The organism is Rhodanobacter sp. Soil_C_14 (assembly GCF_057657335.1).
On record NZ_JBDGIQ010000002.1, the window covers coordinates 360,479 to 385,319 of the forward strand.

At 68.0% G+C, this 24,841-nt stretch carries 19 protein-coding genes; 10 read left to right on the top strand and 9 right to left on the bottom strand.

Features of this window, described 5'->3' with window-relative positions:
- Positions 1 to 2: 2 nt before the first annotated feature.
- The 3 genes from AC3A56_RS07235 to AC3A56_RS07245 are packed head-to-tail and all read right to left on the bottom strand — an operon-like array spanning position 3 to position 2,511.
- Positions 3 to 1,178 carry a COX15/CtaA family protein gene (locus AC3A56_RS07235; RefSeq protein WP_487769834.1) on the bottom strand — a complete coding sequence of 392 codons (1,176 nt, stop codon included), beginning with the start codon at positions 1,176 to 1,178 and terminating at the stop codon, positions 3 to 5.
- Positions 1,178 to 1,750, bottom strand: a complete 573-nt coding sequence (locus tag AC3A56_RS07240; protein WP_487769835.1) for a hypothetical protein — start codon at positions 1,748 to 1,750, stop codon at positions 1,178 to 1,180. The genes AC3A56_RS07235 and AC3A56_RS07240 overlap by 1 nt, the downstream gene beginning before the upstream one ends.
- Positions 1,747 to 2,511, bottom strand: a complete 765-nt coding sequence (locus AC3A56_RS07245; protein WP_487769836.1) for an SURF1 family protein — start codon at positions 2,509 to 2,511, stop codon at positions 1,747 to 1,749. The genes AC3A56_RS07240 and AC3A56_RS07245 overlap by 4 nt, the downstream gene beginning before the upstream one ends.
- A gap of 59 nt (positions 2,512 to 2,570) precedes the next feature.
- Here AC3A56_RS07245 and AC3A56_RS07250 point away from each other — a divergent pair, with 59 nt between their 5' ends.
- Positions 2,571 to 2,786: a twin transmembrane helix small protein gene (locus AC3A56_RS07250; protein WP_007806734.1), complete on the top strand. Its 216-nt coding sequence runs from the start codon at positions 2,571 to 2,573 to the stop codon at positions 2,784 to 2,786.
- A 113-nt stretch (positions 2,787 to 2,899) separates the two neighbouring features.
- Here AC3A56_RS07250 and AC3A56_RS07255 read toward each other — a convergent pair whose 3' ends face one another.
- The 5 genes from AC3A56_RS07255 to AC3A56_RS07275 form a co-directional block, all read right to left on the bottom strand.
- The gene (locus AC3A56_RS07255; RefSeq protein ID WP_056715413.1) at positions 2,900 to 3,787 is read right to left on the bottom strand and encodes a cytochrome c oxidase subunit 3; all 888 of its coding nucleotides are present in this window, start codon (positions 3,785 to 3,787) and stop codon (positions 2,900 to 2,902) included.
- A 114-nt stretch (positions 3,788 to 3,901) separates the two neighbouring features.
- On the bottom strand, positions 3,902 to 4,045 hold the full coding sequence (locus AC3A56_RS07260) for a hypothetical protein (RefSeq protein ID WP_487769837.1): 144 nt from the start codon (positions 4,043 to 4,045) through the stop codon (positions 3,902 to 3,904).
- 55 nt (positions 4,046 to 4,100) lie between these two features.
- Positions 4,101 to 5,717, bottom strand: coding sequence for a cytochrome c oxidase subunit I (ctaD, locus tag AC3A56_RS07265; RefSeq protein ID WP_056715410.1), 1,617 nt, complete (start codon positions 5,715 to 5,717; stop codon positions 4,101 to 4,103).
- Between the two features lie 71 nt (positions 5,718 to 5,788).
- A complete protein-coding gene (coxB, locus tag AC3A56_RS07270) occupies positions 5,789 to 6,700 on the bottom strand; it encodes a cytochrome c oxidase subunit II (protein ID WP_056715406.1) in 912 nt (303 codons plus the stop codon).
- Between the two features lie 20 nt (positions 6,701 to 6,720).
- The gene (locus AC3A56_RS07275) at positions 6,721 to 7,161 is read right to left on the bottom strand and encodes a DUF2244 domain-containing protein (RefSeq protein ID WP_056715440.1); all 441 of its coding nucleotides are present in this window, start codon (positions 7,159 to 7,161) and stop codon (positions 6,721 to 6,723) included.
- A 260-nt stretch (positions 7,162 to 7,421) separates the two neighbouring features.
- Between AC3A56_RS07275 and putA the strand changes: the two genes are divergently transcribed.
- The 9 genes from putA (at position 7,422) to AC3A56_RS07320 (ending at position 22,960) form a co-directional block, all read left to right on the top strand.
- Positions 7,422 to 10,610, top strand: coding sequence for a bifunctional proline dehydrogenase/L-glutamate gamma-semialdehyde dehydrogenase PutA (gene putA / locus AC3A56_RS07280; protein ID WP_487769838.1), 3,189 nt, complete (start codon positions 7,422 to 7,424; stop codon positions 10,608 to 10,610).
- A 170-nt stretch (positions 10,611 to 10,780) separates the two neighbouring features.
- Entirely contained in the window at positions 10,781 to 10,978 is a 198-nt protein-coding gene (locus AC3A56_RS07285) for a hypothetical protein (protein ID WP_487769839.1), read from the top strand.
- A 201-nt stretch (positions 10,979 to 11,179) separates the two neighbouring features.
- On the top strand, positions 11,180 to 12,265 hold the full coding sequence (locus AC3A56_RS07290) for an AraC family transcriptional regulator (RefSeq protein WP_487769840.1): 1,086 nt from the start codon (positions 11,180 to 11,182) through the stop codon (positions 12,263 to 12,265).
- A gap of 225 nt (positions 12,266 to 12,490) precedes the next feature.
- On the top strand, positions 12,491 to 13,726 hold the full coding sequence (locus AC3A56_RS07295; protein ID WP_056715393.1) for a parallel beta-helix domain-containing protein: 1,236 nt from the start codon (positions 12,491 to 12,493) through the stop codon (positions 13,724 to 13,726).
- A complete protein-coding gene (locus tag AC3A56_RS07300; RefSeq protein ID WP_056715390.1) occupies positions 13,723 to 14,889 on the top strand; it encodes an SO2930 family diheme c-type cytochrome in 1,167 nt (388 codons plus the stop codon). The genes AC3A56_RS07295 and AC3A56_RS07300 overlap by 4 nt, the downstream gene beginning before the upstream one ends.
- Before the next feature lie 71 nt (positions 14,890 to 14,960).
- The gene (locus tag AC3A56_RS07305; protein ID WP_487769841.1) at positions 14,961 to 17,447 is read left to right on the top strand and encodes a TonB-dependent receptor; all 2,487 of its coding nucleotides are present in this window, start codon (positions 14,961 to 14,963) and stop codon (positions 17,445 to 17,447) included.
- A gap of 159 nt (positions 17,448 to 17,606) precedes the next feature.
- Positions 17,607 to 19,016: a coniferyl aldehyde dehydrogenase gene (locus tag AC3A56_RS07310; protein ID WP_487769842.1), complete on the top strand. Its 1,410-nt coding sequence runs from the start codon at positions 17,607 to 17,609 to the stop codon at positions 19,014 to 19,016.
- Positions 19,017 to 19,109: 93 nt separating this feature from the next.
- A complete protein-coding gene (locus AC3A56_RS07315) occupies positions 19,110 to 19,403 on the top strand; it encodes a YcgL domain-containing protein (RefSeq protein WP_056715437.1) in 294 nt (97 codons plus the stop codon).
- Between the two features lie 122 nt (positions 19,404 to 19,525).
- Positions 19,526 to 22,960, top strand: a complete 3,435-nt coding sequence (locus AC3A56_RS07320; RefSeq protein ID WP_487769843.1) for an ankyrin repeat domain-containing protein — start codon at positions 19,526 to 19,528, stop codon at positions 22,958 to 22,960.
- Between the two features lie 44 nt (positions 22,961 to 23,004).
- On the opposite strand, the gene AC3A56_RS07325 is transcribed toward AC3A56_RS07320, so the two are convergent.
- Positions 23,005 to 24,840 carry a monovalent cation:proton antiporter-2 (CPA2) family protein gene (locus AC3A56_RS07325; protein ID WP_487769844.1) on the bottom strand — a complete coding sequence of 612 codons (1,836 nt, stop codon included), beginning with the start codon at positions 24,838 to 24,840 and terminating at the stop codon, positions 23,005 to 23,007.
- Position 24,841: the final 1 nt, after the last annotated feature.

Genomic DNA, 24,841 nt, shown 5'->3' on the forward strand with positions numbered 1-24,841 from the left:
CTTCAGTGTCGCCCCAACGACAGGAACATCGATTCGTCATGCCGCCGCTGCGTACGTGCCAGCGTGGCCAGCAGGGTGAACAGCAGCAGGGCTGCGCCACCATTGTGTGCGGTCGCCACCGTCAGCGGCAGGCCCAGGTAGACGTTGCTGATGCCCAGCATGACCTGGATCGCCAGCGCCAGCGCGATCGCCAGGCCGGCCAGGCGCAGGCCGCGCCGCGCCGCGCCGACCGCCAGCACGCCGAGGTAGCAGAACACCACCAGCGCGCCGATCCGGTGGGCGATCTGGATCGCGCTGCGCGCGGCCATGTCCAGCACGCCGCCCTCGTAGTTCACGCCGATGCCACGCCACAGCACGAAGCCTTCGTGGAAGTCGGTCGGCGGCGCCCACTGGCCGAGGCATTGCGGGAACGAGCCGGGACCGTAGCCGCAGGCCAGCGCGGCGTAGTTCGCCGAGGTCCAGCCGCCCAGCGCGATCTGGCAGAACAGCAGCACCACGCCGAGCGCCACCCAGCGGCGCAGGCCGGCATGCCGGTCGTCCGCCGCGGCCACGCCGGCGAAGCGCAACGCGGCCCAAGCCAGCAAGGCGAACGTGGCCATGCCGCCGAGCAGGTGGCCCATCACCACCACCGGCTTCAGCAGCAGGGTCACCGTCCACATGCCGAGCATGGCCTGGAAGATGATCACCGCCAGCGCCAGCACGCAGATCCTCCATGCGGCCGGACGCGGCAGCCGGGCCGCGGCGATCAGCGGCAGCGCGATCGCGCAGGCGGCCAGCATCGATGACCACAGGTGTTCGCCGCGCATGTACAGGCCCACCCCGAGCGCCGCGAACAGCGCGCCGGCGATGACCGCCAGCAGCGCCGCGCGACGGCGCCAGCTCGCCAACAGGGCCAGCAACAGCACCATCACGCCCAGGGTACCGGCGAGGAAGCGGTGCACCTGCTCGCGCCAGGCCTTGTGCGCCTCGTACGGACGATCGGGGAAGCTTGCGTCGGCGTGGGCCACCGCCTGCGCATGCTGCGGCCAGGTCACCTGTCCGTAGCAGGTCGGCCAGTCCGGGCAGGACAGGCCGGCGTTGGACAGCCGCACGAACGCACCGAACATCACCAGCCCGAACGCGAACACGGTGGCGAACAGGGCCAGCCAGCGCAATGCCTTCACCGTACGCTGGGACATCACTTGATCACCTTCAGCATGTCGCGCAGCAGGCCGGGCTCATCGAAACCTGCCGGATACAACGACAGCGCGGTGCCGTTGGACTCGACCAGCACCGCACTGATGCTGTCCGGCGTGGACGGCACATACGTGGCCAGCTTGCCTTCGACATCGCTGCCGAAGGTCCAGTACGCCTGCATCGCGGTGCGCTGGTTCGCATCCGCCGGTGGCGCGCCGATGTAGAGCAGGCGCAGGCGCGACTGATTGCGATTGAGCATGACCCGCGCCTTGGCGATGCCGGTCAGCGTCTCGAAGCATTGCGCCGCACAGTCCGGACCGGCCAGCGCAACCAGGGTGAAGCGCGGCGAGCTGTCGCGCCACGCATAGGTCTTGCCGTCAGCGAGTTGCACGCGCAACTGCTCGGTCACGAAATTGCGCTGCGGCAGGATCGCCTCGCCGTTGCCCTTGGTGCCGGGCATCCAGCCCGCCCAGCCGAGCAGGGCGGCGGCGATCATCGGTGCGGCGAAAACCAGCGCGACCAGCACCAGGAAGATTCGGCTTTTGCGCACGGCGGCGGGATCGGCAGCTTTCATCGGACGTCATCAACCTTGGTGGAATCGGATTTGCGCGGTTTGCGCTTGCGATGCACGACCAGCAGGATCACCACCGCGGCAAGCGCAAAGGTGAACCACTGGAAGGCATAGGCCCGATGCCGCGCCGGCGGCATCGAGGAGAAATCGAGCGTGTGCACGCGCACGTAGATCGACGCGGGGTCGGCATCCAGCGCCAGCAGGTGCGGATACAGCGGCTGGCCAAGATCGCGCGCGACTTCGCTGGTGTCGAGGAAGATCGTGCTCTTCGGCCAGCCGGCCTGCTGCGCAAGCGCATTGCCGCCCATCTCGAAACCGGTCGGCGGCGGCGGCACGTACAGGCCCTGCAAGGTCACCTCGCCGGCCGGAAGCGGCGGCAACTGGGGCGTCTTGCCATTGCCGTTGCCGGGCAGGAAGCCCAGGTCGACCAGCAGCAGGTGCGAGTCGCCATGCAGCGCCAGCGGGACGAAAACCTCCACCCCGCCAAGCCCGTCGTGCTTGGGGTTGTCCAGCAGGTAGATGCGGTCGGCCAGGTAACGGCCGCGGACCCGCACCCGGGCGAAGCGGTCCGGCGCCGGTGTCGACGATCCCGACGCCGGCGGGAAGTCCTGCACGGGCGCCGTGGCCGCCGCGGCATACCGTCGCAGAAGAGCTTCCTTGAAGTCGGCACGATGCAGCTGCCAGAAGCCCAGACGCACGAACAGCAAGGCTCCGGCCACGGTCAGCAGCAGCGCCCACCACGACGGACGGCGAAAACCGCTCACGCCGGGCGCCTGCCAGCGACCGCTATACTGGCCATGTCGAACTGGATCGGATCAATCACGTGGAAACCGTCTATAAATTTGCGCTGGTCGTGGTGCTGCTGGTGGTGATCTTCAGCCTCGGCCAGGCGCTGTTCTTCATGATGAAGGATCAGGATGACGACCGGCGCACGGTGTGGGCCCTGACCCGCCGCATCGGCCTGTCCCTGCTCCTGATCGCGATGGTGATCATCGGCTGGAAGATGGGCTGGATCCATCCCCACGACGTCGGCCAGTAATTGTAGCGGTTGTGCCGCCGCCTCGCCCGCCGGGGCCAATCCAGCGACAACAAAAAACCCGCCGATGGCGGGTTTTTTGTTGTCGGTCGCTCCGCGAGAAGGACCTCGCCCAACTACAAGATATACACGAACATGAACAGGCCGAGCCAGACCACGTCGACGAAGTGCCAGTACCAGGCCACGGCTTCGAAACCGAAGTGGTGCTCCTTGTTGAAATGACCCGCCAGCACGCGGAACCAGATCACCGCCAGCATGATCGTGCCCAGCGTCACGTGCAGACCGTGGAAGCCGGTCAGCATGAAGAAGGTCGAACCATAGACGCCGCTGTGCAGGGTCAGGTTGAGCTCGCGGTAGGCCTCCATGTACTCGTGGGCCTGGAAGTACAGGAAGGTTGCGCCGAGCAGGACGGTGAGGCCCAGGAACAGCAGGATCTTGCCGCGGTGACCCGCGCGCAGCGCGTGGTGCGCGATCGTCACGGTGACGCTGGAGGTCAGCAGGATCAGCGTGTTCAGCAGCGGCAGGCCCCAGGCCGGCACGGTGTGGAAGGAACCACCGATCTGTTCCGGGCCGTTGCCGCCGTTGGCGCCCCAGGCGGCAGCGTAATCGCTCCACAGGAACTGGTGGGTCAGCACGCCATGGCCGTTGCCGCCGAGCCACGGCACCGAAAACATGCGGATGTAGAACAGCGCGCCGAAGAACGCGCCGAAGAACATCACCTCGGAGAAGATGAACCACATCATGCCCATGCGGAACGAGGTGTCGACCTGGTGGTTGTAGCTGCCGGCCAGTGATTCGCGGATCACCGAGCGGAACCAGCCGAAGAACATGGCCAGCACGCCGATCACGCCGACGGTCAGCACGGTCTTGCCGAAGCCAGCCTCACCGGGCGCTGCATTCAGCCAGTGCGCGGCACCGAACACGGTGAGGAACATGACCACCGCGGCCACAATCGGCCACTGGCTCTTGGCCGGTACGAAATAAGCGTCGTGCTGCTGACCCATGGTGTAACCCCGTGGATTTCTCTTGATGGCTCTGCCCCGTCATGTCGCCCGGGGAACTGCGTGCCGGCCGCCGCCGCGGCGAACCGGTGAAAACTTTGTGGCAATCGCGACCGATTACTTCATCAACACGATCTGCACGAACGAAATCAGGAAGAAGAACGCCACGATCGCCACCAGCACCGTCACGGTGCGTCGTACGCCCCGGCGGCGACTGTCGTCGCCATCGGTGACCGGAGACTTCATCGTTTCCTGCTTCATCTGCTGCCTGTTCCTGTGCGATATCCCGGCGCTGGCCAGGATGTCGCGAAAACCGTCAGTCGTTCACGTGACCGTGCGCCAGCTCGTCGTCGTTGATCACCGGCGGCACTTCGAAGGTGTGATGCGGCGCCGGCGACGGCACGGTCCACTCCAGGCCCTTGGCACCTTCCCACACGCGGTCGGTGGCCTTCTTCTTGGAGAAGAACGCGCAATGGATCAGCACGCCGATGAAGATCAGCTGGGTGGCGCCGAACAGGAAGCCACCGATCGAGCTGATCATGTTGAAGTTGGCGAACGCCACGTTGTAGTCGGGGATGCGGCGCGGCATGCCGGCCAGGCCCAGGAAGTGCTGCGGGAAGAACAGCACGTTGACCCAGATCACGCTGTTCCAGAAGTGCACCTTGCCCCAGAACTCGCTGTACATGTTGCCGGTCCACTTCGGCATCCAGTAGTAGGCCGCCGAGATGATCGCGAACAGCGCACCGGTCACCAGCACGTAGTGGAAATGCGCCACCACGAAGTAGGTGTCGTGATACTGGAAGTCGGCCGGGACCAGCGCCAGCATCAGGCCGGAGAAGCCGCCGATGGTGAACAGGATGATGAACGCCAGCGAGAACAGCATCGGCGTCTCGAACGTCATCGAACCGCCCCACATGGTGGCGACCCAGTTGAACACCTTCACGCCGGTCGGCACCGAGATCAGCATGGTGGCGTACATGAAGAAGATTTCAGCGCCCAGCGGCAGGCCGACCGCGAACATGTGGTGCGCCCACACGATGAACGACAGGAAGGCGATGCAGGCGATCGCGAACACCATCGCCTTGTAGCCGAAGATCGGCTTGCGCGCGAAGGTCGGCACCACTTCCGAGATGATCCCGAACGCGGGCAGGATCATGATGTAGACCTCGGGATGGCCGAAGAACCAGAAGATGTGCTGGTACAGGACGGGGTCGCCGCCGCCGCCCGGGTTGAAGAAGTTGGTGCCGAAATACTTGTCGGTGAGCAGCATGGTCACCGCACCGGCCAGCACCGGCATCACGGCGATCAGCAGGAACGCGGTGATCAGCCAGCTCCACACGAACACCGGCATCTTCAGCAGATCCATGCCCGGCGCGCGCATGTTGAGGATGGTGGCGATGATGTTGATCGCGCCCATGATCGAGCTGATGCCCATCAGGTGGACCGCGAACACCACGTAGGCCAGCGAGTCGCTCTGCAGCGCCAGCGGCGGATACATGGTCCAGCCACCGGCCGGGCCACCACCGGGCATGAACAGGGTGGACAGCATCAGGATGAAGGCGAACGGCAGGATCCAGAACGACAGGTTGTTCATGCGCGGCAACGCCATGTCCGGCGCGCCGACCATCAGCGGGATCATCCAGTTACCGAGGCCGACGAAGGCCGGCATGATCGCGCCGAAGATCATCACCAGCGCATGCATGGTGGTGAGCTCATTGAAGAAGTACGGCTGCATCAGCTGCATGCCGGGCTTGAACAGCTCGGCACGGATACCCATCGCGAAGCTGCCGCCGATGAAGAACATCGTCAGCGCGAAGACCAGGTACAGCGTGCCGATGTCCTTGTGGTTGGTGGACATGACCCAGCGCTGGAAGAAATTCTTCGGCGCGCCGTGGTGATCATCATGGTGATCATGGGTGGCTGCGTGGGACATGACGTACCTCTAACCTGAAAGTGGAATGCAACTGCGAAAATGAAGTCGTGCCGACAAGGCTGACCCGCGGGTCAGCCCTGCTTGCCACCGGCCGGGATGGCGACCTGCGCGGTTTGCGGCGTGGCGGCGGGCGCGGCGGACTGCGTCTCCTGCTCGGCCAGCCACTTGGCGAAATCCGCCTTGGACTTCACCACCACCACGATCGGCATGAAGCCGTGATCCTGGCCGCACAGCTCGGCGCACTGGCCGCGATAGGTGCCCGGCGTGGTGAAGTTCGCCCACGCGGCATTGATGATTCCGGGGATGGCGTCGATCTTCCAGCCGGTCGCCGGCACCCACCAGGAGTGGATCACGTCGCCGCTGGTGATCACGAAGCGGATCTTGGTGTCGACCGGCACGACCAGCGGCTTGTCGACATTGAGCAGATAGGTGCTTTCGTCACCGACCTTGACCGCGAACGGGTCCATGCCCGAACCGAGCTGGCGGGTCTGGTCGCTCTGCGTATCCAGCTTGGACATGAAGCCGACCTTGTCGATCGACTTGCCCATGTAGTCGACGTAGTCGTAGCGCCATTTCCACTGGTAGCCGGTGACCTTGACGGTCATCTGCGAGCCGGTGGTGTCGGCCCAGCTGGTGAGGCCACCGGTGGCCAGCCACGCCAGAGTGATCAGGATCAGCACCGGGATGGTGGTCCAGATCACTTCCACCATGGTGTTGTGTGACCACTTCTCGGCGACCGCACCGCGCGATTTGCGGAAGCGGAACATCGCCACGAACATCGCGCCGAACACCAGCACGCCGATCACGGTGCACACGGCCAGCGAGATGTTGTTGAGATGGTACGGCACCTGCGACCAGGTGCTCGAACCACGCTCCATGTTCAGTTGCCACGGACCGGGAGCGGCCAGGGCCACGCTGCCGAACGAGGCAAGGGCGAGAGCCGCCGCTGCCGTGAATGATCGCCTGATGCCGCCAGATGTCATGTCTTGCACCTTTGTTGAACCTACCTGCGTAGCTGTCCGTTGAGATCGGCCAGCAACACCATGAGTTTCTTCGACAGCTCGACGCGTTCCTGATCCGCCAGGAATGCGCCGATCTCCAGCTCGCGCCCATGCGATGACAGCAGCAGCCGCTGGCGCCCGTTGGCGGGCTCCAGCAACACGCGTACCCAGTACGACTGGAAACGCATGCGGCGCCGGCCTGGCAGCGATTGCACCTCCAGCGACACGGCGTCGAGAGTGATGCGCTCACTACGGTCACCGGCCCGCCATGCCACGCTCAGGGCGAAGGCCACGGCGGCGGATTCAACCAGGGCAAACAGCGGAGCGAACACATTCCCCTGCCACGATCCCAGTCCAGCCGTCATCAGCACCAGCGCTGCCAGAACCATGATCAGTCGACGCAGACCGCGCCGGCTGAGCGTGCGATTGGGCTTGAGCCACATCGTCACGCAGGGCAAGCCGGCGGTAGCTGGTCGAAGCACGATCATGGGGATCCGGCGTGCCTGGAACGCGGGAATGATAGGCCGCGGCGGCGCAACGGGCAAGAATGTCGCACCCTGTTGACCTGGATCACGTCTCGGGGCAGGGCCTGCGGACATGCTCGCCTGCCCTGCGGAAAGCGGCCGCAGCCGCCCGAAATGGCGAGCTGCGGCGTACAATCCCGCGCTTCCCTCCGCCCCGAGCGGATTCTGGCAAGCTTCCCGTGACCCAAGCCATTCTCAGCCCCGAACTTCCCCTCGACTGCACGCCCGCGCGCGCGCGCATTACTGCGGCCTGGCTGCGCGACGAGACCGAAGCGGTCAACGACCTGCTGGTCCAGGCCAGCCTGCCGCCGGCCGAACGCGAACAGGTGATCGACGTGGCCGCCGGCCTGGTCACCCGCGTGCGGTCGCGCGCCAGCGACCAGAGCGCGGTCGAATCCTTCATGCGCCAGTACGATCTTTCCTCCGAGGAAGGCGTGCTGCTGATGTGCGTGGCCGAAGCCCTGCTGCGCATTCCGGACAAGGCCACCGCCGACAAGCTGATCCGCGACAAGCTGGGCGACGCGGACTGGAAGAAGCACCTGGGCCAGAGCGAATCGCTGTTCGTCAACGCCTCGACCTGGGGCCTGATGCTGACCGGCCACCTGGTCAACCTCGCCGAGGACACCCGCCACGACTTCACCGGCGCGCTGAAGCGGCTGGTCGGTCGTGCGGGCGAACCGGCGATCCGCCTTGCCGTGCGCCAGGCCATGCGCATCATGGGCCACCAGTTCGTGATGGGTCGCAGCATCGACGAGGCGCTCGACCGCTGCGCGAAGAAGGAATACGCGGTCTACCGCTATTCCTACGACATGCTGGGCGAGTCCGCGCTGACCAGCGCCACCGCCGAGCGCTACCAGGAAGACTACCGCCGCGCGATCGCCGCGATCGGCGCGCGCGGCCCGTTCGCCAACCACACCGACGCGCCGTCGATCTCGGTGAAGCTGTCCGCGCTGCATCCGCGCTATGAAGTGGCCAAGCGCGAGCTGGCGCGCCGCCAGCTCACCGAAAAGCTGCTGGAACTGTCGCAGCTGGCGATGAAGCATGGCATCGCGCTGTCGGTCGACGCCGAGGAAGCGGAGCGGCTGGAGCTGTCGCTGGACATCATCGGCGACGTCTTCGCCCATCCCTCGCTGGAAGGCTGGAACGGCCTGGGCATCGTGGTGCAGGCGTACGCCAAGCGCACGCCGTTCGTGATCGACTGGCTGGTCGAGACCGCGCGCGCCGCCAACCGCCGCTGGTACGTGCGCCTGGTCAAGGGCGCCTACTGGGATGCGGAGATCAAGCGCGCCCAGGAAAACGGCCTGGCCGGCTATCCGGTGTACACGCGCAAGCCGAACACCGACGTCTCCTACCTGGCCTGCGCCCGCAAGCTGTTCGATGCCGGCAGCGAGCTGATCTATCCGCAGTTCGCCACCCACAACGCGCACTCGATCGCCGCCGTCCATCACCTGGCGCACGGCCGTCCGTTCGAGTTCCAGCGCCTGCACGGCATGGGCACCGACCTGTACGCCGAGGTGATCGGCCCGCAGAATCTGAACGTGCCCTGCCGCGTGTATGCGCCGGTGGGCACGCACGAAGACCTGCTGCCGTACCTGGTGCGTCGCCTGCTGGAGAACGGCGCCAACACCAGCTTCGTCAATCGCGTCGTCGATGAAAGCGTGCCGGTGCGCGAGCTGGTCGCCGATCCCTGCGAGACGGTGCGCGGCTTCAGTTCCATTCCGCATCCGCGCATCCCGCTGCCGGTGAATCTCTACGGCGACAACACCGCGCCTGCGCAGCATTCCAATTCGATCACCCGGAAGAATTCCATGGGCGTCAACTTCTCCAACGACAACGAACTGAAGGCGATGGCCGACGCGGTCAACGCACACACCGGCCCGTGGACCGCGACGCCGCTGGTGCCGGGCGCGAGCGCGAACGGCCCGACCGTGCAGGTGACCAACCCGGCCGATCGCCGCCAGGTGGTGGGCAGCTATACCGGCGCCGACAGCGCCACCGTCGACAAGGCGCTGGGCAACGCGGTCGCCGCCCAGTTCGGCTGGGATCGCCTGCCCGCGGCCAGCCGCGCCGCGATCCTCGAACACGCCGCCGACCAGCTCGAAGCGCGCCGCGGCGAGTTCATCGCGCTGTGCGTGCGCGAGGCCGGCAAGAGCCTGCCCGACGCGATCGCCGAGATCCGCGAGGCGGCCGACTTCCTGCGCTACTACGCGGCCATGGCGCGCCGCCTGTTCGGCCAGCCCGAACCGCTGCCCGGCCCCACCGGCGAGAGCAATCAATTGTTCCTCAACGGTCGCGGCGTGTTCGTCTGCATCAGCCCGTGGAACTTCCCGCTGGCGATCTTCCTGGGCCAGGTCAGCGCCGCGCTGGCCGCCGGCAACAGCGTGATCGCCAAGCCCGCCGAGCAGACCTCGCTGATCGGCCATGCCGCGGTGAAGCTGCTGCACGAAGCCGGCGTGCCGGTCGACGTGCTGCAGTACCTGCCGGGCGACGGCGCTACCGTGGGCGCCGCGCTCACCAGGGACCCGCGCGTGGCCGGTGTCGCCTTCACCGGCTCCACCGACACCGCGTGGGCGATCAACCGGAGCTTGGCCGCGCGCAATGCACCGATCGCCGCGCTGATCGCCGAGACCGGCGGGCAGAACGCGATGATCGCCGACTCCTCCGCCCTGCCCGAGCAGATCGTCAAGGACGTGATCGCCTCGGCGTTCCAGTCCGCCGGCCAGCGCTGCTCGGCCGCGCGCGTGCTGTTCGTGCAGGAAGACATCGCCGACAAGGTCACCGCCATGCTCACCGGCGCGATGGCCGAGCTGAAGGTCGGCGATCCGGGCCTGCTGTCCACCGACGTCGGCCCGGTGATCGACGAGGACGCGAAGCAGATCCTGGTCGACCACGCCGCGCGCATGGACAAGGAAGCGAAGAAGATCGGCGAGGTCGCGCTGGACCCCGCGCTCACCGCCAACGGCACCTTCTTCGCGCCGCGGGCCTACGAAATCCCCTCGCTCGCCACGCTGACCCGCGAAGTGTTCGGCCCGGTGCTGCACGTGATCCGCTGGAAGGGCAGCGAGCTGAAGCAGATCGTCGACCAGATCAACGCCACCGGCTACGGCCTCACCCTGGGCATCCACAGCCGCATCAACGACACCGTCGACTACATCGCCAGCCACGCCCGCGTCGGCAACTGCTACGTCAACCGCAACCAGATCGGCGCGGTGGTCGGCGTGCAGCCGTTCGGCGGCGAGTGCCTGTCCGGCACCGGCCCCAAGGCCGGCGGCCCGCACTACCTGCTGCGTTTCGCCGGCGAGCGCACGCTCACCGTCAACACCACCGCGGCCGGCGGCAATGCCTCGCTGCTGACGATCGGCGAGTAAGTCCCGCGCCGGAATCCGCCCGGAGATCCGGCGCATCCTCAGCGGGGCTTCATCCAGCTGAACGACAAGCGCCCAGCGGATGAACGGGAGCCGTCACCGACGGCTCCCGTGGACGGCGGCGCGCTCACCGGCGTGCTACTTCTTGCGTCCACCGCCACGAGGAAGCCGCCATGCGTCGATTCATGACCACCACCCTCATCGCCGCCAGCGTGCTGGTGGGCAGCTTGTCGCTCAATGGCTGCATCGTGGTACCGCCACGCGATCACGGCTACATCGGACATCACCGCGACCATGATCGCCGCCATGACAACGACCGCCACCACGATCGCGACCGCGACCGGGATCGCGACGGTGACCGCTGGCACTGAGGCCTGGCGGGTGCGGACCGGGGAGCGATGCGATACCGCCTCGCCTTGATCGCGTGGTGCCATGCCGTCGCTTCGATGACCTGCGAATCGTCAGCAACACCGATGTTGTGCGGCGCGCAAACGGCGGGGCGCCGGGCCATGTTATAGAGACCCTTTCGTCGCCGGCCCGGTGCCGGCAGGCTTTCCTGGAGCACTCGCAACATGGCACGTCCCGCCGGCATGATCGGCCCATCACCCGTCGCCAGCCCCGCCATCGCTAGCGACGATCCGCGCTATACCGCCGCGGAATTTCCGCCCAACAAGCTGCTCTACCTGGTGCAGCTGGCCGATGCCGCCGGGGTGGACAGCCGATCCTGGTTTGCCGGCCTGGCGCTGAGCCGGGAACAGATCGCCGACCCCGCCTTGCGCGTGTCCTATCGCCAGGCCAATACCTTCGTGCGTCGCGCGCTGCAGGCCCTGGATGTTCCCGATGCCGGCCTGCGCATCGGGCGCGAAGGCACCATCGGCGGCTTCGGCCTGCTTGGCCTGGCGATGATGACCTCGCGCACGCTGGGCGAGGCGATGTTCGCCGGCATCGCCCATCACAAGATCTGCGGCTGCCTGCTGGAGGTCGCCGTCGAGCCGGTCAGCGAGCGCGAGGTCGCGCTGCTGGCCTGGCCACGCTTCGGCGATACCGAACTGATGCCGTTCTTCTGCGAGGAACTGTTCGCCAGCTGCCTGATGATCGCCCGCGAACTGGTCGGCGCCGAGCTGTGCCCGGTGCGGGCGGACTTCGCCTATCCCAGGCCCGCCTATGCCGCCAAGTACGAAGCGCTGTTCGGCTGCGAGGTGCGTTTCGGCGCGCCGCGCAACCAGTTACTGATCGACACCCAATGGCTGGCGCGGACGCTGCCCGGCTACAACCCGCTGACCGCGCAGCAGGCGCTGGCCCTGTGCGCGCAGCAGCGCACGCCGGACGGCGGCGAGCCGCACCAGGAAATCGTCGCCGCGGTGGAACGCCTGCTGCGCAGCCAACTGGCGCAGCAGCCCAAGCTCAACGACGTGGCGCGCACGCTCAACCTCAGCGAGCGCTCGCTGCGGCGCAAGCTCGCCGAGAGTGGCCGCATCTTCCGCGAGATCCACGACCGTGTGCGGGCTGAGCGGGCGCTGCAGCTGTTGCAGGCCGGCACCCTGAGCGTGGCCCAGATCGGCAGCGAGGTCGGCTTCAACGACCCGCGCGAATTCCGCCGCGCCTTCAAGCGCTGGACCGGCATGCCGCCACAGGACGCCCGCCGCAACGCGGTTTGATGAAACAGGAGTGAGTGCAGGGAAGAGAGAGAGGTGGGAAATGAGAGAAGAGCCTGGCGCACCGCGCTCCAGCTTTCCCCTCTACCCACTCCTCACCCCCCATCGCCCCGCCACGCTGACCGGTTTGCCCCCCGTACCCTGGCCGTTCTGCCCTCCCCCTTTGGCGTGGATTGAGGGAGAGTGGGGTCATTGTCGGCATTCGATGCCTAACGGGGAGTCAGCAACATGCGCACTTTGTTCATCACGGTGGCGATCGCCGCGGCCCTGGCTGGCTGCGGCAAGTCCGAGCCGGCGTCACAGACCGGCACCGACGCCAGCTTCGAAGCCAGGTTGCAGGAACAGTTGCTGGACGCCAAGCCCGGCAGCGTGATCGAGATTCCCGCCGGCCACTACTCGCTGCGGCGCGGTCTCAGCCTGCGCACCGACGGCGTCACCATCAAGGGCGCCGGCATGGACAAGACCGTGCTGTCGTTCAAGGGCCAGGTGGTCGGGCCGGAAGGCCTGCTGGTCAACGCCAGTGACTTCACCATCGAGAACCTGGCGCTGGAAGACACCAAGGGCGACGCGCTGAAGATCAACCAGGGCAAGAACATCACCATTCGCGGCGTGCGCATCGAGTGGACCGGCGGCCCGAAGACCACCAACGGCGCCTACGGCCTGTATCCGGTGAAGACGCAGAACGTGCTGATCGAGAACTCGGTGGTGATCGGCGCTTCCGACGCGGGCATCTACGTGGGCCAGTCGCACGACATCATCGTGCGCAACAACCGCGCCGAGTACAACGTGGCCGGCGTGGAGATCGAGAACTCGGTGAACGCCGACGTCTACGGCAACACCGCCACCAACAACACCGGCGGCATCCTGGTGTTCAACATGCCGAACCTGTCGCAGGAAGGCCACAGCACGCGGGTGTTCAAGAACAAGATCTACTCCAACAACACGGGCAACTTCGCCGCCAAGGGCGCCGCGGTGGCCAGCGTGCCGGCCGGCTCGGGCGTGGTGGTGAACTCGAACGACAAGGTGGAGATCTTCGACAACGACATCTCCGACAACCAGACCGCGAACCTGATCATCGCCAGCTACTTCTCGACCAACTACTACAACACCCGCGGCGTCTCGCCGAACTACAACCCGTATCCGAAAGGCATCTTCATCTACGGCAACCGGCTCAAGGGCGGCGGCGATTCGCCGGACGGGATCAAGCTGAAGACGCTGAAGACGGCCATGTACGGCCTCACCGGCCACTTCCCCGACGTGCTGTGGGACGGCTACGTCGACGCGAAGAGCCTGGTCGACGGCGTGCCACCGGCCGCCGACCGCATCTGTATCCAGGACGTCAGCGGCGTGCTGAACGCCGACGGCCCGCACGACTACAAGAGCCCCAGCAACGACATGAAGCCCTACCAGTGCACGCTGCCGAAGCTGTCGCCGGTGGTGCTGAACCCGGAGCCGAAGGCATGACGGCAGGGCGACACTGGCGTTACGCACTTCCACTGCTGGGATGGCTGCTGCTGGCGGGATGCCAGCAGGGCATGGCGCCGGTGGCCTTCCATGCCGAGGGCCGCCCGCAGAAGCTCGGTGACTGGCACGTGGTCGAGGTCCACGACGGCAAGCTGCAGCTCAACGCCGGCGTGGTGCCGTACGACCTCAACACGCCGCTGTTCACCGACTACGCGCACAAGCTGCGCACGATCTGGATGCCCGCGGGCACGTCGGCAAAATACAACCCGACCGACACCCTGGACTTCCCGGTCGGCACGGTGATCAGCAAGACCTTCTATTACCCGCGCGCCGCCGACGGCAAGGTGGGCGAAGTCCTGCGCAATGACGACTACTCGCGCGACTTCGCCGGGCAGGGCCTGGACATGGCGCACGTGCACCTGGTCGAAACGCGCATCCTGGTCCATCGCAAGGACGGCTGGGCGGCGATTCCCTATGTGTGGAACGAGGCGCAGACCGAAGCCACCCTGGCGCGCACCGGCGCGGTGCTGCCGATGACCCTGGTCGCCGACCAGCCGGCCGCCGGCATACCTGCCCGCGAGGACTTCAACTACGTGGTGCCCGACGAAAGCCAGTGCGCCAGCTGCCATGCGCAGGACTGGGTCAGCCGCAAGATCCATCCGATCGGGCCGAAGGCGCGCCACCTCAACAAGGACTATCACTACGCCGAGGGCAGCGCCAACCAGCTGGAACACCTGGTGAAGCTGGGCTACCTCGGCGGCCTGCCCGCCGCGGCCGACGTCCCCCGCGACGCGAACTGGGAAGATCCGCACGCGCCGCTGGACGCCCGCGCCCGCGCCTACCTCGACATCAACTGCGGCCATTGCCACAACGCCAACGGCGCCGCCAACACCACCGGCCTCACGCTCGACTACACCACGCCGGAAGACCGTCACCTGGGCATCTGCAAGCCGCCGACCGCGGCCGGCCAGGGCACCGGCGACCACTTCTTCGACATCGTGCCGGGCCAGCCGGACGAGTCGATCCTGCCCTACCGGCTGTCGTCGACCGAACCGGGCGTGATGATGCCGGAGCTCGGCCGCAGCACCGTGCACCGCGAGGGCGTGGCGCTGATCAAGGCATGGATTGCGGCGCAGCCGGGGAGCTGCGTGGCGATCCACTGATTCCACAAGACAACTGTGCGCGGCTGTCCATGGCCGCGCGATCCGATGCAAGGGGAGAGCACCGAATGAACATGCGCCAACGCCCACTTTCGATCAGCCTGCGCAAACTGCTGTTCGGCGGCAGCACGCTGCTGTTGCTGTGCAGCCCGTCGCTGGCCTTCGGCGCCGAGGCGCCGCCGCAGGATGCCGCCGGCAGCAATGCGCCGGCGAGCGACCCGGTCAAGGACGTCACCCAGCTGGGCAAGATCACCGTCACCGCGCAAAGCCGCTCGCAGGAAATGCAGGAAGTGCCGATCCCGCTGCAGATCGTCACCGCGAAGCAGATCGACACGCTGGCGGCGACCGACCTCAGCCGGATGGACATCTTCGTGCCCGGCCTGGTGGTCGGCGCCGACCAGCCGACCCAGCCGAGCTACCAGATGCGCGGCATCGAGACCAGCAACTTCGGCATCGGCACCGAGTCGGCCGTGGGCGTCTACGTCGATGGCGTCTATGCGGCCCGCTCCGGCGGCGCCCTGCTGGCGTTCAACGACATCGCGCGGATCGAAGTGCTGAAGGGGCCGCAGGGCACGCTGTTCGGCCGCAATGCCGCCGCCGGCGCGATCTCGATTGTCACCAACGAACCCAGCGACCGCTTCGAGGGCAAGGCCCGCGTGCGCTTCGGCAACGACGGCCGCAAGTACGCCGACGCCCTGGTCAACGTGCCGGTGAACCGCGACATGGCCGTGCGCATGAGCGTGCTGGACAACCGCAGCGACGGCTGGATCAAGGACGCCGCCACCGGCGAAAGCTACGGCAAGGACCACGACTGGGGCAGCCGCCTGGTGTGGCGCTGGAACGCCACGCCCGATACCCGCGTGCTGCTGGCGTGGGACCACGAACAACTCAAGCAGCCGCCGCAGCCGGCGATCGGGCTGATCGCGAAATCGGACTACGTGACGCGGGACCCTCCGTTCAACGACCAGGTCCCGCCGTTCCCGGCCGATCCGTCGAGCTACCTCGATCCGCGCCATGCGCCGCTGTACAACGACACGGTGAACGCGGGCGAGAAGCGCCACTTCGACGGCGCCACGCTCACCGTCGACCACTCCTTCAGCTGGGGCAGCCTCACCTCGACCACCGCGTGGCGGCACTTCAACACCTACAACCGCGGCGACTACGACGGCACCAACAACCGTGCCACCTACCTCGACACCGCCAACATCGAGAGCAACAACAGCTGGTACCAGGAGTTCAAGTTCGCCGGCACCACCGGCATCGCCGACTGGGTCGGCGGCGTCAGCTACTACGACGAACACGCGCGGCAGACCAGCCAGACCAACGTGTTCACCGACAGCGTCGATTCGCTGGCGATGAACGTGGGCGGCGCGGCGGCCACCGACACGTTCGCCTTCTACGATTCGCTGCTGCCGCTGGTCGGCTACGGCCAGTACCACCTGCTGGGCGATCCGTGGCGCGAGCAGATCGACAATGTGGGCCGCTTCAAGGCCTACGCCGCTTACGGCGACGTGATCTGGCACCTCACCGACCAGCTCAGCCTCACCACCGGCGCCCGCTTCACCCGCGACGAGAAGGAGTTCTCGTGGTTCAACCCGCCGCGCCGCGCCGACGAGCTGGACGCCACCATCGACGCGCTGATGCCCCTGCTCAACCTGGTCGGCATCGACCCCAGCGTGTTCCAGCAGAACCTGATCTTCAATGCCGCCGGCGGCGCTCCGGTCAACGTGCTGGTGAAGGACAAGAACAGCTGGAACGACTTCAGCCCCCGCGTGGTGCTGGACTACAAGTTCACCCCCGACGTGATGGGCTACGCCTCGGTGACCAAGGGCTACAAGGCCGGCGGCTACAACAGCGTGCAGATCGGCTCGCGCTTCGACCCGGAGAAGGTGCTCAACTACGAGGCCGGCCTGAAGACCCTATTCCCCGAGCAGCACCTGCTGCTGAACGGCTCGGTCTACTACTACCGCTACGACAACAAGCAGTCGCTCACGCTCGATCCCAACAGCGCCGGCTCCGGCGTGCCGCGCTACCTGGTCAGCAGTACCGACCAGGAAGCCCACGGCCTGGAGTTCGAGGCGCAATGGCAACCGGTGGATGCGTTCAAGCTCAGCTTCACCGGAGCCTACATCGACGCCACCTACCGCCAGGCGGTGGCGCCGTCGGGCGCCGACCTGTCCGGCCAGCCCACCGGCGAACCGCTGTTTTCGTTTGCCAGCTCGCTGTCGTACACCTGGCAGGGCGTGGCGGGCGGCGCGCTGGAGTTCGACCTGTCGCATGCCTACCGCGGCAAGTCGCGCTGCAACCGCGACTCGCAACTGCAGGGCACCTGCCAGATCAGCCCGAACTTCGACACCGGCGTCGCCCAGCAACGCACCGACGCGCGGCTGGACTGGCATGCGGCCGACGACCAGTGGGGCGTCGCGCTGTACGCCAACAACGTGTTCAACAAGCGCTACGTGACCGGAGTGAACAATATCTCCACCAGCGTGTTCGGCACGCCGTTCGCCAGCATCACCCCACCACGCGCGGTCGGCGTCGAACTGCGCGTGAAATTCTGAGAGGTGGTGATTTTTCAAGCTCGAAGTCCGGCCAGGGATGGCTGGACGCGGATCGGTCACGCCAGTGACTGATTCGCGCGAGCACGTCCGGGCATGTACCGGACGTGCGATAGAAGAAAGCGACAGGAAGTGGCTTTCTTCACAGACTCTGAGAAGCCCATGACCGAAAGCCAGCCGCTGACCGCCGACCTGCAACGCCTGCGCGAGGCGCAGGCGCGCGAACCGATGCCGGGGTGGGCGCTGCGCGCGCAGCGCCTGCGCAAGCTGGAGGCGATGCTGCGCGAGCAGCGCAAGGCTTTCGCCGCCGCGATCCACGCCGACTTCGGCCAGCGCCCGGTCGAGGAAACCGACCTGCTGGAGATCTTCCCCAGCCTGTCGGCGATCCGCCACGCGCTCGGCCATGGCCGGCGCTGGATGAAGCCGCGGCGACGGCTGGCCGACTGGCTGTTCCTGCCCGCGCGCACCGAACTGCGCCCGCAGCCGCTGGGCGTGGTCGGCATCATCGTGCCGTGGAACTATCCGCTGTACCTGGCCGTCGGTCCGCTGGTCGACGCGCTGGTGGCCGGCAACCGCGCGATGCTGAAGATGAGCGAGTTCACCCCGCGTTTCTCGGCGCTGTTCGCCGAGCAGGTGGCCCGCTATTTCGCCGCCGACGAAGTGCTGGTGGTGAACGGCGACGCGGCGGTGGCGCAGGCGTTTTCCGCGCTGCCGTTCGACCACCTGCTGTTCACCGGCTCCACCGCGGTGGGCCACCACGTGATGCGCGCGGCGGCCGCCAACCTCACCCCGGTGACGCTGGAGCTGGGCGGCAAGTCACCGGCGATCATCGGCCCCGGGGCGCGCTTCGACCACGCGGTGGAGCGCATCGTGTTCGGCAAGCTGGTCAATGCGGGGCAGACCTGCATCGCGCCCGACTACGTGCTGCTGCCGCGCGCCCGGATACCGGCGTTCATCGAGGCCGCCGGCAAGGTACTGGCGCGGATGTACCCCGCGCTCGGCCAGAACGGGCAGTACGCCAGCATCGTTTCCGACCGGCAGTACCAGCGCCTCACCGGCCTGCGCGATGACGCGCTGGCCGCCGGCGCGCAATTGCACCGGCTCGGCGAGGCCGGCGAGGACGCCGCCAGCCGGCTGCTGCCGCCGCAGCTGCTCACCGGCGTCAGCGACGACATGGCGGTGATGCGCGAGGAAATCTTCGGCCCGCTGCTGCCGCTGGTGCCGTACGACCACCTGGATGACGCGATCGCCCACGTCCGCGCGCGGCCGCATCCGCTGGCCCTGTACCTGTTCGAGCACGACCAGGCGCTGGTCGACCGCGTGCTGGCGCGCACCCACGCCGGCGGCGTCAGCGTCAACGACACGCTGTACCACATTGCCCAGCACAAGCTGCCGTTCGGCGGCGTCGGCGCCTCGGGCATGGGCGGCTATCACGGCGAAGCGGGCTTCCGCACGTTTTCGCACCTGAAGCCGGTGTTCCGGCAGGCCCGCCTGAACGGCACCGGCCTGCTCAACCCGCCGTACGGGGCACGCTTCCGGCGCATGCTCGAGTTGTTGTTGAAGCGCGGTTGAACCGCGGGCCGCAGCCGGGCACGCCCGGCTTGCGCACCTGCTACCCTCGATGCGATGCCGGGGCCGGCCCGGCACTTTCCGATGGGTTTCGCGATGCCATGTTTCGTCTACGCCAGCCTGCGCAAGGCTGGCAGCTACCTGTGGCTGGCCGAACGCGACGCGTTCGCCAGGCTGCCCGAGTCGCTGTTGCTGCTGCTGGGCGAGCTGCGTTTCGTGATGGAAGTGCAGCTGGACGAACAGCGCAAGCTGCCGGTGGAAGACACCGCGCAGGTCCTCGCCCACCTGCGCGAGCAGGGCTGGCACCTGCAGGTGCCGCCCAACGAAACGCTGGCCGCGGCCAACCACCTGCCGTATACCCACTCCCCGCAGGATGACCGGGACGAGTGACGCGCCGACCTGCGCGCGGATTCCGCCGGCCTGTTCGCGCCGGCGGATCTACATCGGCGGATTTCCATCGGCATTAACACTTGGTTACCGTCTGCCCATCCAACGATTTCTATACTCCCTCCATGACCCAGCCCAAATCACGTCGCCGCCCTCCCTTTCTGCAAGCCCTGGCCTGGTTCGTTCCCGGTTTGCTGGCGGTCTTCGTGGCCGGCCTGGTCAACCATCCGCTGACCCTGATTCCGCTGCTGGTCGCCAACGCGCTGACCCTGGCGGCGGTCTGCCATGCGATCGGCTTCGATCCGGAACCGAAGTTCATGCGCACCGTGCTGCGCCGTGGCGCCGCGCACCTGGTGATGTTCACCGGTTACACCGTGGCGGTGTTCGTGCTGGTGGCCTGGCCGATGATGCAGCTGACCCACGCGCCCAGCCTCAGCGGCGCCCTGCTGCTGGCTGCCGCCCTGGTGCTGGCGCTGGTCGCGCTGTGGCGGCTGTGGCCCGCGTTCGGGCTGGTGTTTCTGTGGGATGACGCCTATCCGAGCCAGCGTGACGGCTCGTGGATCTTCACCGCCACCCTGCGCAGCGTCGCATTCGGCCGCCACCTGTCGCGCGAGGAGCACTTCTTCAGCCACTTCCTGCCGGTCGCGTTCTCGCTGCTGGTGCTGTCCTTCGGCGCGATCACGCTGACCGGCCTGTACGGCGTGGTGCCCTCCGAGCCGCGCATCGCGGCGCTGGCCCTGTACGGCATCGTGCTGCTGCCGGCCGGCTGCCTGGTGATCGCCAACCGCACGCTGCGGGCGCTGTTGTGCGAAAGCCGGCATGCGCGCCGGCGCTCCGACCTGGCGCCGCCCCCGGCGCATCGCCCGATCCTCACCGAGGTCGAGCGCACCGCCGGCACGCCGGAACAGGCCGCCGCGCTGCTCGCCGCCACCCGTGATGGCGACATCGAGCGCGCGCTGGCGCTGGTCGAGGTGGGCGCCGATCCGGACACCGCGCCCGCGGCGGACGATCGCGACCAGCGGCCGGTGCTGATGCTGGCCGCCTTGCTGCCCGACACCCGCCTGCTGCGCGCGCTGATCGCCCGGGGCGCCGACGTCAATCGCGCCAGCGGCGGCATCACCCCGCTGCTGGCCGCCACCCGCGACAGCTGGCACGGCCGCGCCGAGGCGGTGCTGACCCTGCTGGCCAACGGCGCCAGCCCGCTGGTCACCGATGCCGAAGGCAACACCGCGCTGCACGGCGCGGTACTCAGCGCCGACGCCGGCGTGGCCGCGATGCTGCTGGATGCCGCCGCACCGATCAACGCGCTGAACCAGGCCGGCATCAGCCCGCTGGCCACCGCCTGCCGCGCGGCGAATTGGCCGCTGGCGAAGTTCCTGCTGGAGCACGGCGCCAAGCCCGTCGTGCCCGACGGCGAGCCGGCCCTGGTCGCCGCCAGCGGCATCGCCGACGACGACGTCGAAGGCGTGAAGCTGCTGCTCAAGCACCGCGCCCCGGTGAATGCCTGCGATGCACGTCACCGGCACGCCCTGCTCGGCGCCGCCGCCGAAGGCCACGAACAGATCGCCCGCGCGCTTTGCGCCGCCGGTGCCGACGTGAACCTGGTCGACCACCGCGGCAGCAGCGCGCTGATGGAAGCGGCCCGCGCCGGCGCCGGCGGCATCGTGCAATTGCTGGCCGAGGCGAAGGCCGACGCGGGCCTGCGCGACAGCCACGGTCGCGACGCACTGACCCTCGCCTGCCAGTCGCCGCATGCCGACGCCGGCACGATCAGCGCCCTGCTTGCCCTGGGCGCCGACCCGAAGGCGCCGGCCAGCGACGGTCGCGGCGCACTCGACCATGCCGCCGCCGCGGGACGCTGGGACCTGGTCGCCGTGCTTGATCCGGATACGCCGCTGCCGACCAGCCTCAGCCAGGACGTGCTGGCCGAAGGCGCCGACACCCCCGGACACCTGCTCGATGCCCTGCGCTTCGGCCACTGGGCGATCGTCTCGGGCTTCGTTGCCCGCGTACACGAATGGCCGCAGGCCGAGCTGGCCCGGATGTATCTGGAACTGGCCTCGCCCGGCTTGGGCGCCGCCCGCCGCTGGCTGCTCGAACACGGCCTGGCCGCCGAAGCGCGGCTGGACGCACCGCAGATCGACGACGCCGACACCGGCGACACGCCGCACCTGCCGCCACCGGGCCAGCGCCTGTTCGATGCGCTGCTGCAGCAGTTGCCCGATGCCACCGAAGCGCTCGACGACCTGCTGCAAGCCGGCGCCACGCCCGCCGGCGCCGGCCTGCTGGCGCAGGCGCTGCTGAACACGAACGGTGCGGTCCAGTCGGCCGCGCTGCCGTTGAAGATGCTCGAGGCAGGCGCCGATCCGTTCGGCCCTGACGCCCGGGCGCGCAGCCCGCTGCAACTGGCCGCGGTGAACGACCAGGTGGAACTGCTTCAGGCGCTGCTGCAGCGGGGCTGCGATCCCAACACACGCGACCGCGACGGCCGCACGCCGCTGTTCGCCGCGCTGGAACACGGCGCCCAGGCGCTGCCGCTGGTGCGCGCACTGATCGCCCACGGCGCCGACCCGGAAGCCACCGACGCCAACGGCGAAACGCCGCTGGGCCTGGCGCTGGAACATCCCGCGGTGGAGCGCTGGCTGGACTGGCGCGACTGGTCGCGGCCGGATCGCGCGCTGCGCGCCAGCGACCTTCCCGCCGCCGCGCGCGCCGGCGCGCTGGCCAGCGTGCAGCGACTGCTGGAACTGGGTTTCGCCGTGGACACTCTCGACGAACAGGGCGCCAGCGCCCTGCTGCACGCCTGCGGCGCCGGTCACCGCGAGATCGCCGCCTGCCTGCTGGACGCCAACGCCGACGCGACCCGCGCCGCCCGCAGCGGCGTGACCCCGCTGGCCGCCGCGGTCGCCGCGCGGCGCGAATCGCTGGTGGCCCTGCTTCTGCAGCGCGAGGTCGCCGTCGACCAGCGCCTGCCGAACGACGCCACCGCGCTGATGGCAGCGGCGGCGATGGGTTATCCGGAAATCGCCGAACAGCTGCTCGATGCGGGCGCCGACATCAAGGCGGTCGACAACGCCGGGCGCAGCGCGCTGCACGCGGCGGCGCAGTTCGGCTTCGAGCACAACGACAGCCTGCGCGCGCGACGCCTGTTCGACGCGCTGCTCAAGCGCGGCGCCGACATCAACCACGCCGACCACGAAGGCAAGACGCCGCTGCTGCTTTTGCTCGGCGCCCAGCTGCGGCCGGGCAGCAGCTGCGACGCCACCCACATCGGGGCGCTGGTGCCGCTGTTGCTGGACGCGGGCGCCCAGGTCGGCCACGCCGACCAGCGCGGCGTCACCGCGCTGCACGCCTGCGCCATGCACGCCTTGTTGCCGCCCGCCCGCGTGCTGCTGTCCCGCGGCGCCGACCGCAACGCGGCCGATGCGTTCGGACGCAGCGCGGCGGACGTGGCGCGGCAACTCGGTTATGTGGACATCGCCCACGAACTGGCCGCGCGCAGCAGCGCGATCCCCAGTGTGCGGCAGACCCTGCGCCAGCCCGCCCAGCCGGCCGACTGAGGCGCGGCCGCGCGCCGCGGCGCAGCCATCGCCCGATCAGCGCCTCACTCTTCCCCGGTCAGCGGGGTGCCGGCATCGCGCTCGCGCGCACGCTCGGCCTCGGGCGAGGCATCCGCCTCGAACAGGCGCTCCAGGTCCGCCAGCGCCTCGCGCGTGGTCTGCACCAGCTTGGTTTCGTCGTCGTAGACCAGGTATTGCGCCTTGATCAGCTCCGCATCCTGGCGCCGGAAACGTTCCACCCGGTCGACCGCCTGTTCCGGCGTGAGGCCCAGCGCGACGAGGGCCTGCTTGGTCATCTTCAGGCTGGAATACAGCGTCTCGCGCACCGGATCGTCGACGCCCAGGTCCATCAGCCGCCACACATGCTGGCGGTTGCGCGCCCGCGCGATGATCTTCAGGTGCGGGTATTGCCGGCGCACCACCCGCGCCACGCGCAGGCTCGACTCGGGGTCGTCGCTGGCCAGCACGAATACCTCGGCCTTGTCCGCCTGCGCGGCGCGCAGCAGCTCCGGCCGGGCCGGATCGCCGTAGAAAATGTCGGTGACGTTGCCGAAACGCTGGATCAGGTCCATCTGCTCCACCGAGTGGTCCAGCGCCACGAACGGAATGCTCTGCGCGCGCAGCACGCGCGCCACGATCTGGCCCATGCGGCCATAGCCGGCGATGATCACCCGCGGCACGTGCGTGTCGATGGTGTCGTAGGCGCGCGTGGGCTTCTTCGCCTTGCCGCCGAGCAGCCGCGACGACACGGCGACCAGCAGCGGCGTCAACGCCATCGACAGCGAGATCGCCAGCACCAGCAGGTTGTGCTGCGGGCCGTTGAGCAGTTGCTGCTCCTGCGCCAGCTTCAGCACCACGAATGCAAACTCGCCGCCGCAGGCCAGCAGCACTGCCAGCCGCAGCGCCTCGGCGCGATCCAGCCCGCCGACCAGCCGCCCCAGCGGCCACAGCAGCGCCCCCTTCAGCAGCATCAGGACCAGTACCACCGCCAGCACGTGCAGCGGCTGATGCAGCAGCAGCGAAAGATCCATCGACATGCCGACGCTGATGAAGAACAGCCCCAGCAACAGCCCCTTGAACGGTTCGAGATGCGATTCCAGGTCGTGCCGGTATTCGGAATCGGCCAGCAGCACGCCGGCCAGGAAGGCGCCCAGCGTGGCGGACACGCCGGCCAGCTCCATCAGCCAGGCGGTGCCCATCACCACCAGCAGCGCGGTGGCGGTGGAGACCTCCACCGCATCGGCCTTGGCCACGAAGCGGAACACCGGCCGCAACAGGTAGCGACCACCGACCACCACCGCCACGATCACGCCGATCGTGCGCATGGCGCCGGTCAGGTCCACGCCATGCCGGGCGGAGGCCGTGGCCAGCAACGGCACCATCGCGATCAGCGGGATCGCCGCCAGGTCCTGGAACAGCAGGATCGCGAACGCCTGGCGCCCATAGGCCGAGCCGGCCTCCTTGCGCTCGGCGAGGATCTGCAGGCCGAATGCGGTGGACGACAGCGCCAGGCTGCCGCCCACGACCACCGCCGTCTTGCCGGGCAGGCCTTCCAGGAAGTACACCACCGCCGCGATCACCACGCTGCTGGCGAGCACCTGCAACAGGCCGGTGCCGAACACCGAGCGGCGCATCACCCACAGCCGTTGCGGCGACAATTCCAGGCCGATCACGAACAGCATCAGCACGATGCCGAACTCGGAAATCGTGCTGACCCCGGCGGTATCGCCGACCAGCCCCAGCAACTGCGGACCGATCACCACGCCGGCCAGCAGGTAGCCCAGCACCGAACCCAGCCGGAAGCGCTTGGTCAGCGGCACCGCGATCACCGTGGCCAGCAGGAACACCAGCGCGGTCTGCAGGTAGTGGTGGTTGTCCAAG

What these genes read in the sequence shown, in the direction of transcription:
- AC3A56_RS07235 (WP_487769834.1), bottom strand. Translation starts at nt 1,178, where the DNA reads ATGTCCCAGCGTACGGTGAAGGCATTGCGCTGGCTGGCCCTGTTCGCC.
- AC3A56_RS07240 (WP_487769835.1), bottom strand. Translation starts at nt 1,750, where the DNA reads ATGAAAGCTGCCGATCCCGCCGCCGTGCGCAAAAGCCGAATCTTCCTG.
- AC3A56_RS07255 (WP_056715413.1), bottom strand. Translation starts at nt 3,787, where the DNA reads ATGGGTCAGCAGCACGACGCTTATTTCGTACCGGCCAAGAGCCAGTGG.
- AC3A56_RS07260 (WP_487769837.1), bottom strand. Translation starts at nt 4,045, where the DNA reads ATGAAGCAGGAAACGATGAAGTCTCCGGTCACCGATGGCGACGACAGT.
- ctaD (WP_056715410.1), bottom strand. Translation starts at nt 5,717, where the DNA reads ATGTCCCACGCAGCCACCCATGATCACCATGATGATCACCACGGCGCG.
- coxB (WP_056715406.1), bottom strand. Translation starts at nt 6,700, where the DNA reads ATGACATCTGGCGGCATCAGGCGATCATTCACGGCAGCGGCGGCTCTC.
- AC3A56_RS07275 (WP_056715440.1), bottom strand. Translation starts at nt 7,161, where the DNA reads ATGTGGCTCAAGCCCAATCGCACGCTCAGCCGGCGCGGTCTGCGTCGA.
- AC3A56_RS07285 (WP_487769839.1), top strand. Translation starts at nt 10,781, where the DNA reads ATGCGTCGATTCATGACCACCACCCTCATCGCCGCCAGCGTGCTGGTG.
- AC3A56_RS07290 (WP_487769840.1), top strand. Translation starts at nt 11,180, where the DNA reads ATGGCACGTCCCGCCGGCATGATCGGCCCATCACCCGTCGCCAGCCCC.
- AC3A56_RS07295 (WP_056715393.1), top strand. Translation starts at nt 12,491, where the DNA reads ATGCGCACTTTGTTCATCACGGTGGCGATCGCCGCGGCCCTGGCTGGC.
- AC3A56_RS07300 (WP_056715390.1), top strand. Translation starts at nt 13,723, where the DNA reads ATGACGGCAGGGCGACACTGGCGTTACGCACTTCCACTGCTGGGATGG.
- AC3A56_RS07305 (WP_487769841.1), top strand. Translation starts at nt 14,961, where the DNA reads ATGCGCCAACGCCCACTTTCGATCAGCCTGCGCAAACTGCTGTTCGGC.
- AC3A56_RS07310 (WP_487769842.1), top strand. Translation starts at nt 17,607, where the DNA reads ATGACCGAAAGCCAGCCGCTGACCGCCGACCTGCAACGCCTGCGCGAG.
- AC3A56_RS07315 (WP_056715437.1), top strand. Translation starts at nt 19,110, where the DNA reads ATGCCATGTTTCGTCTACGCCAGCCTGCGCAAGGCTGGCAGCTACCTG.
- AC3A56_RS07320 (WP_487769843.1), top strand. Translation starts at nt 19,526, where the DNA reads ATGACCCAGCCCAAATCACGTCGCCGCCCTCCCTTTCTGCAAGCCCTG.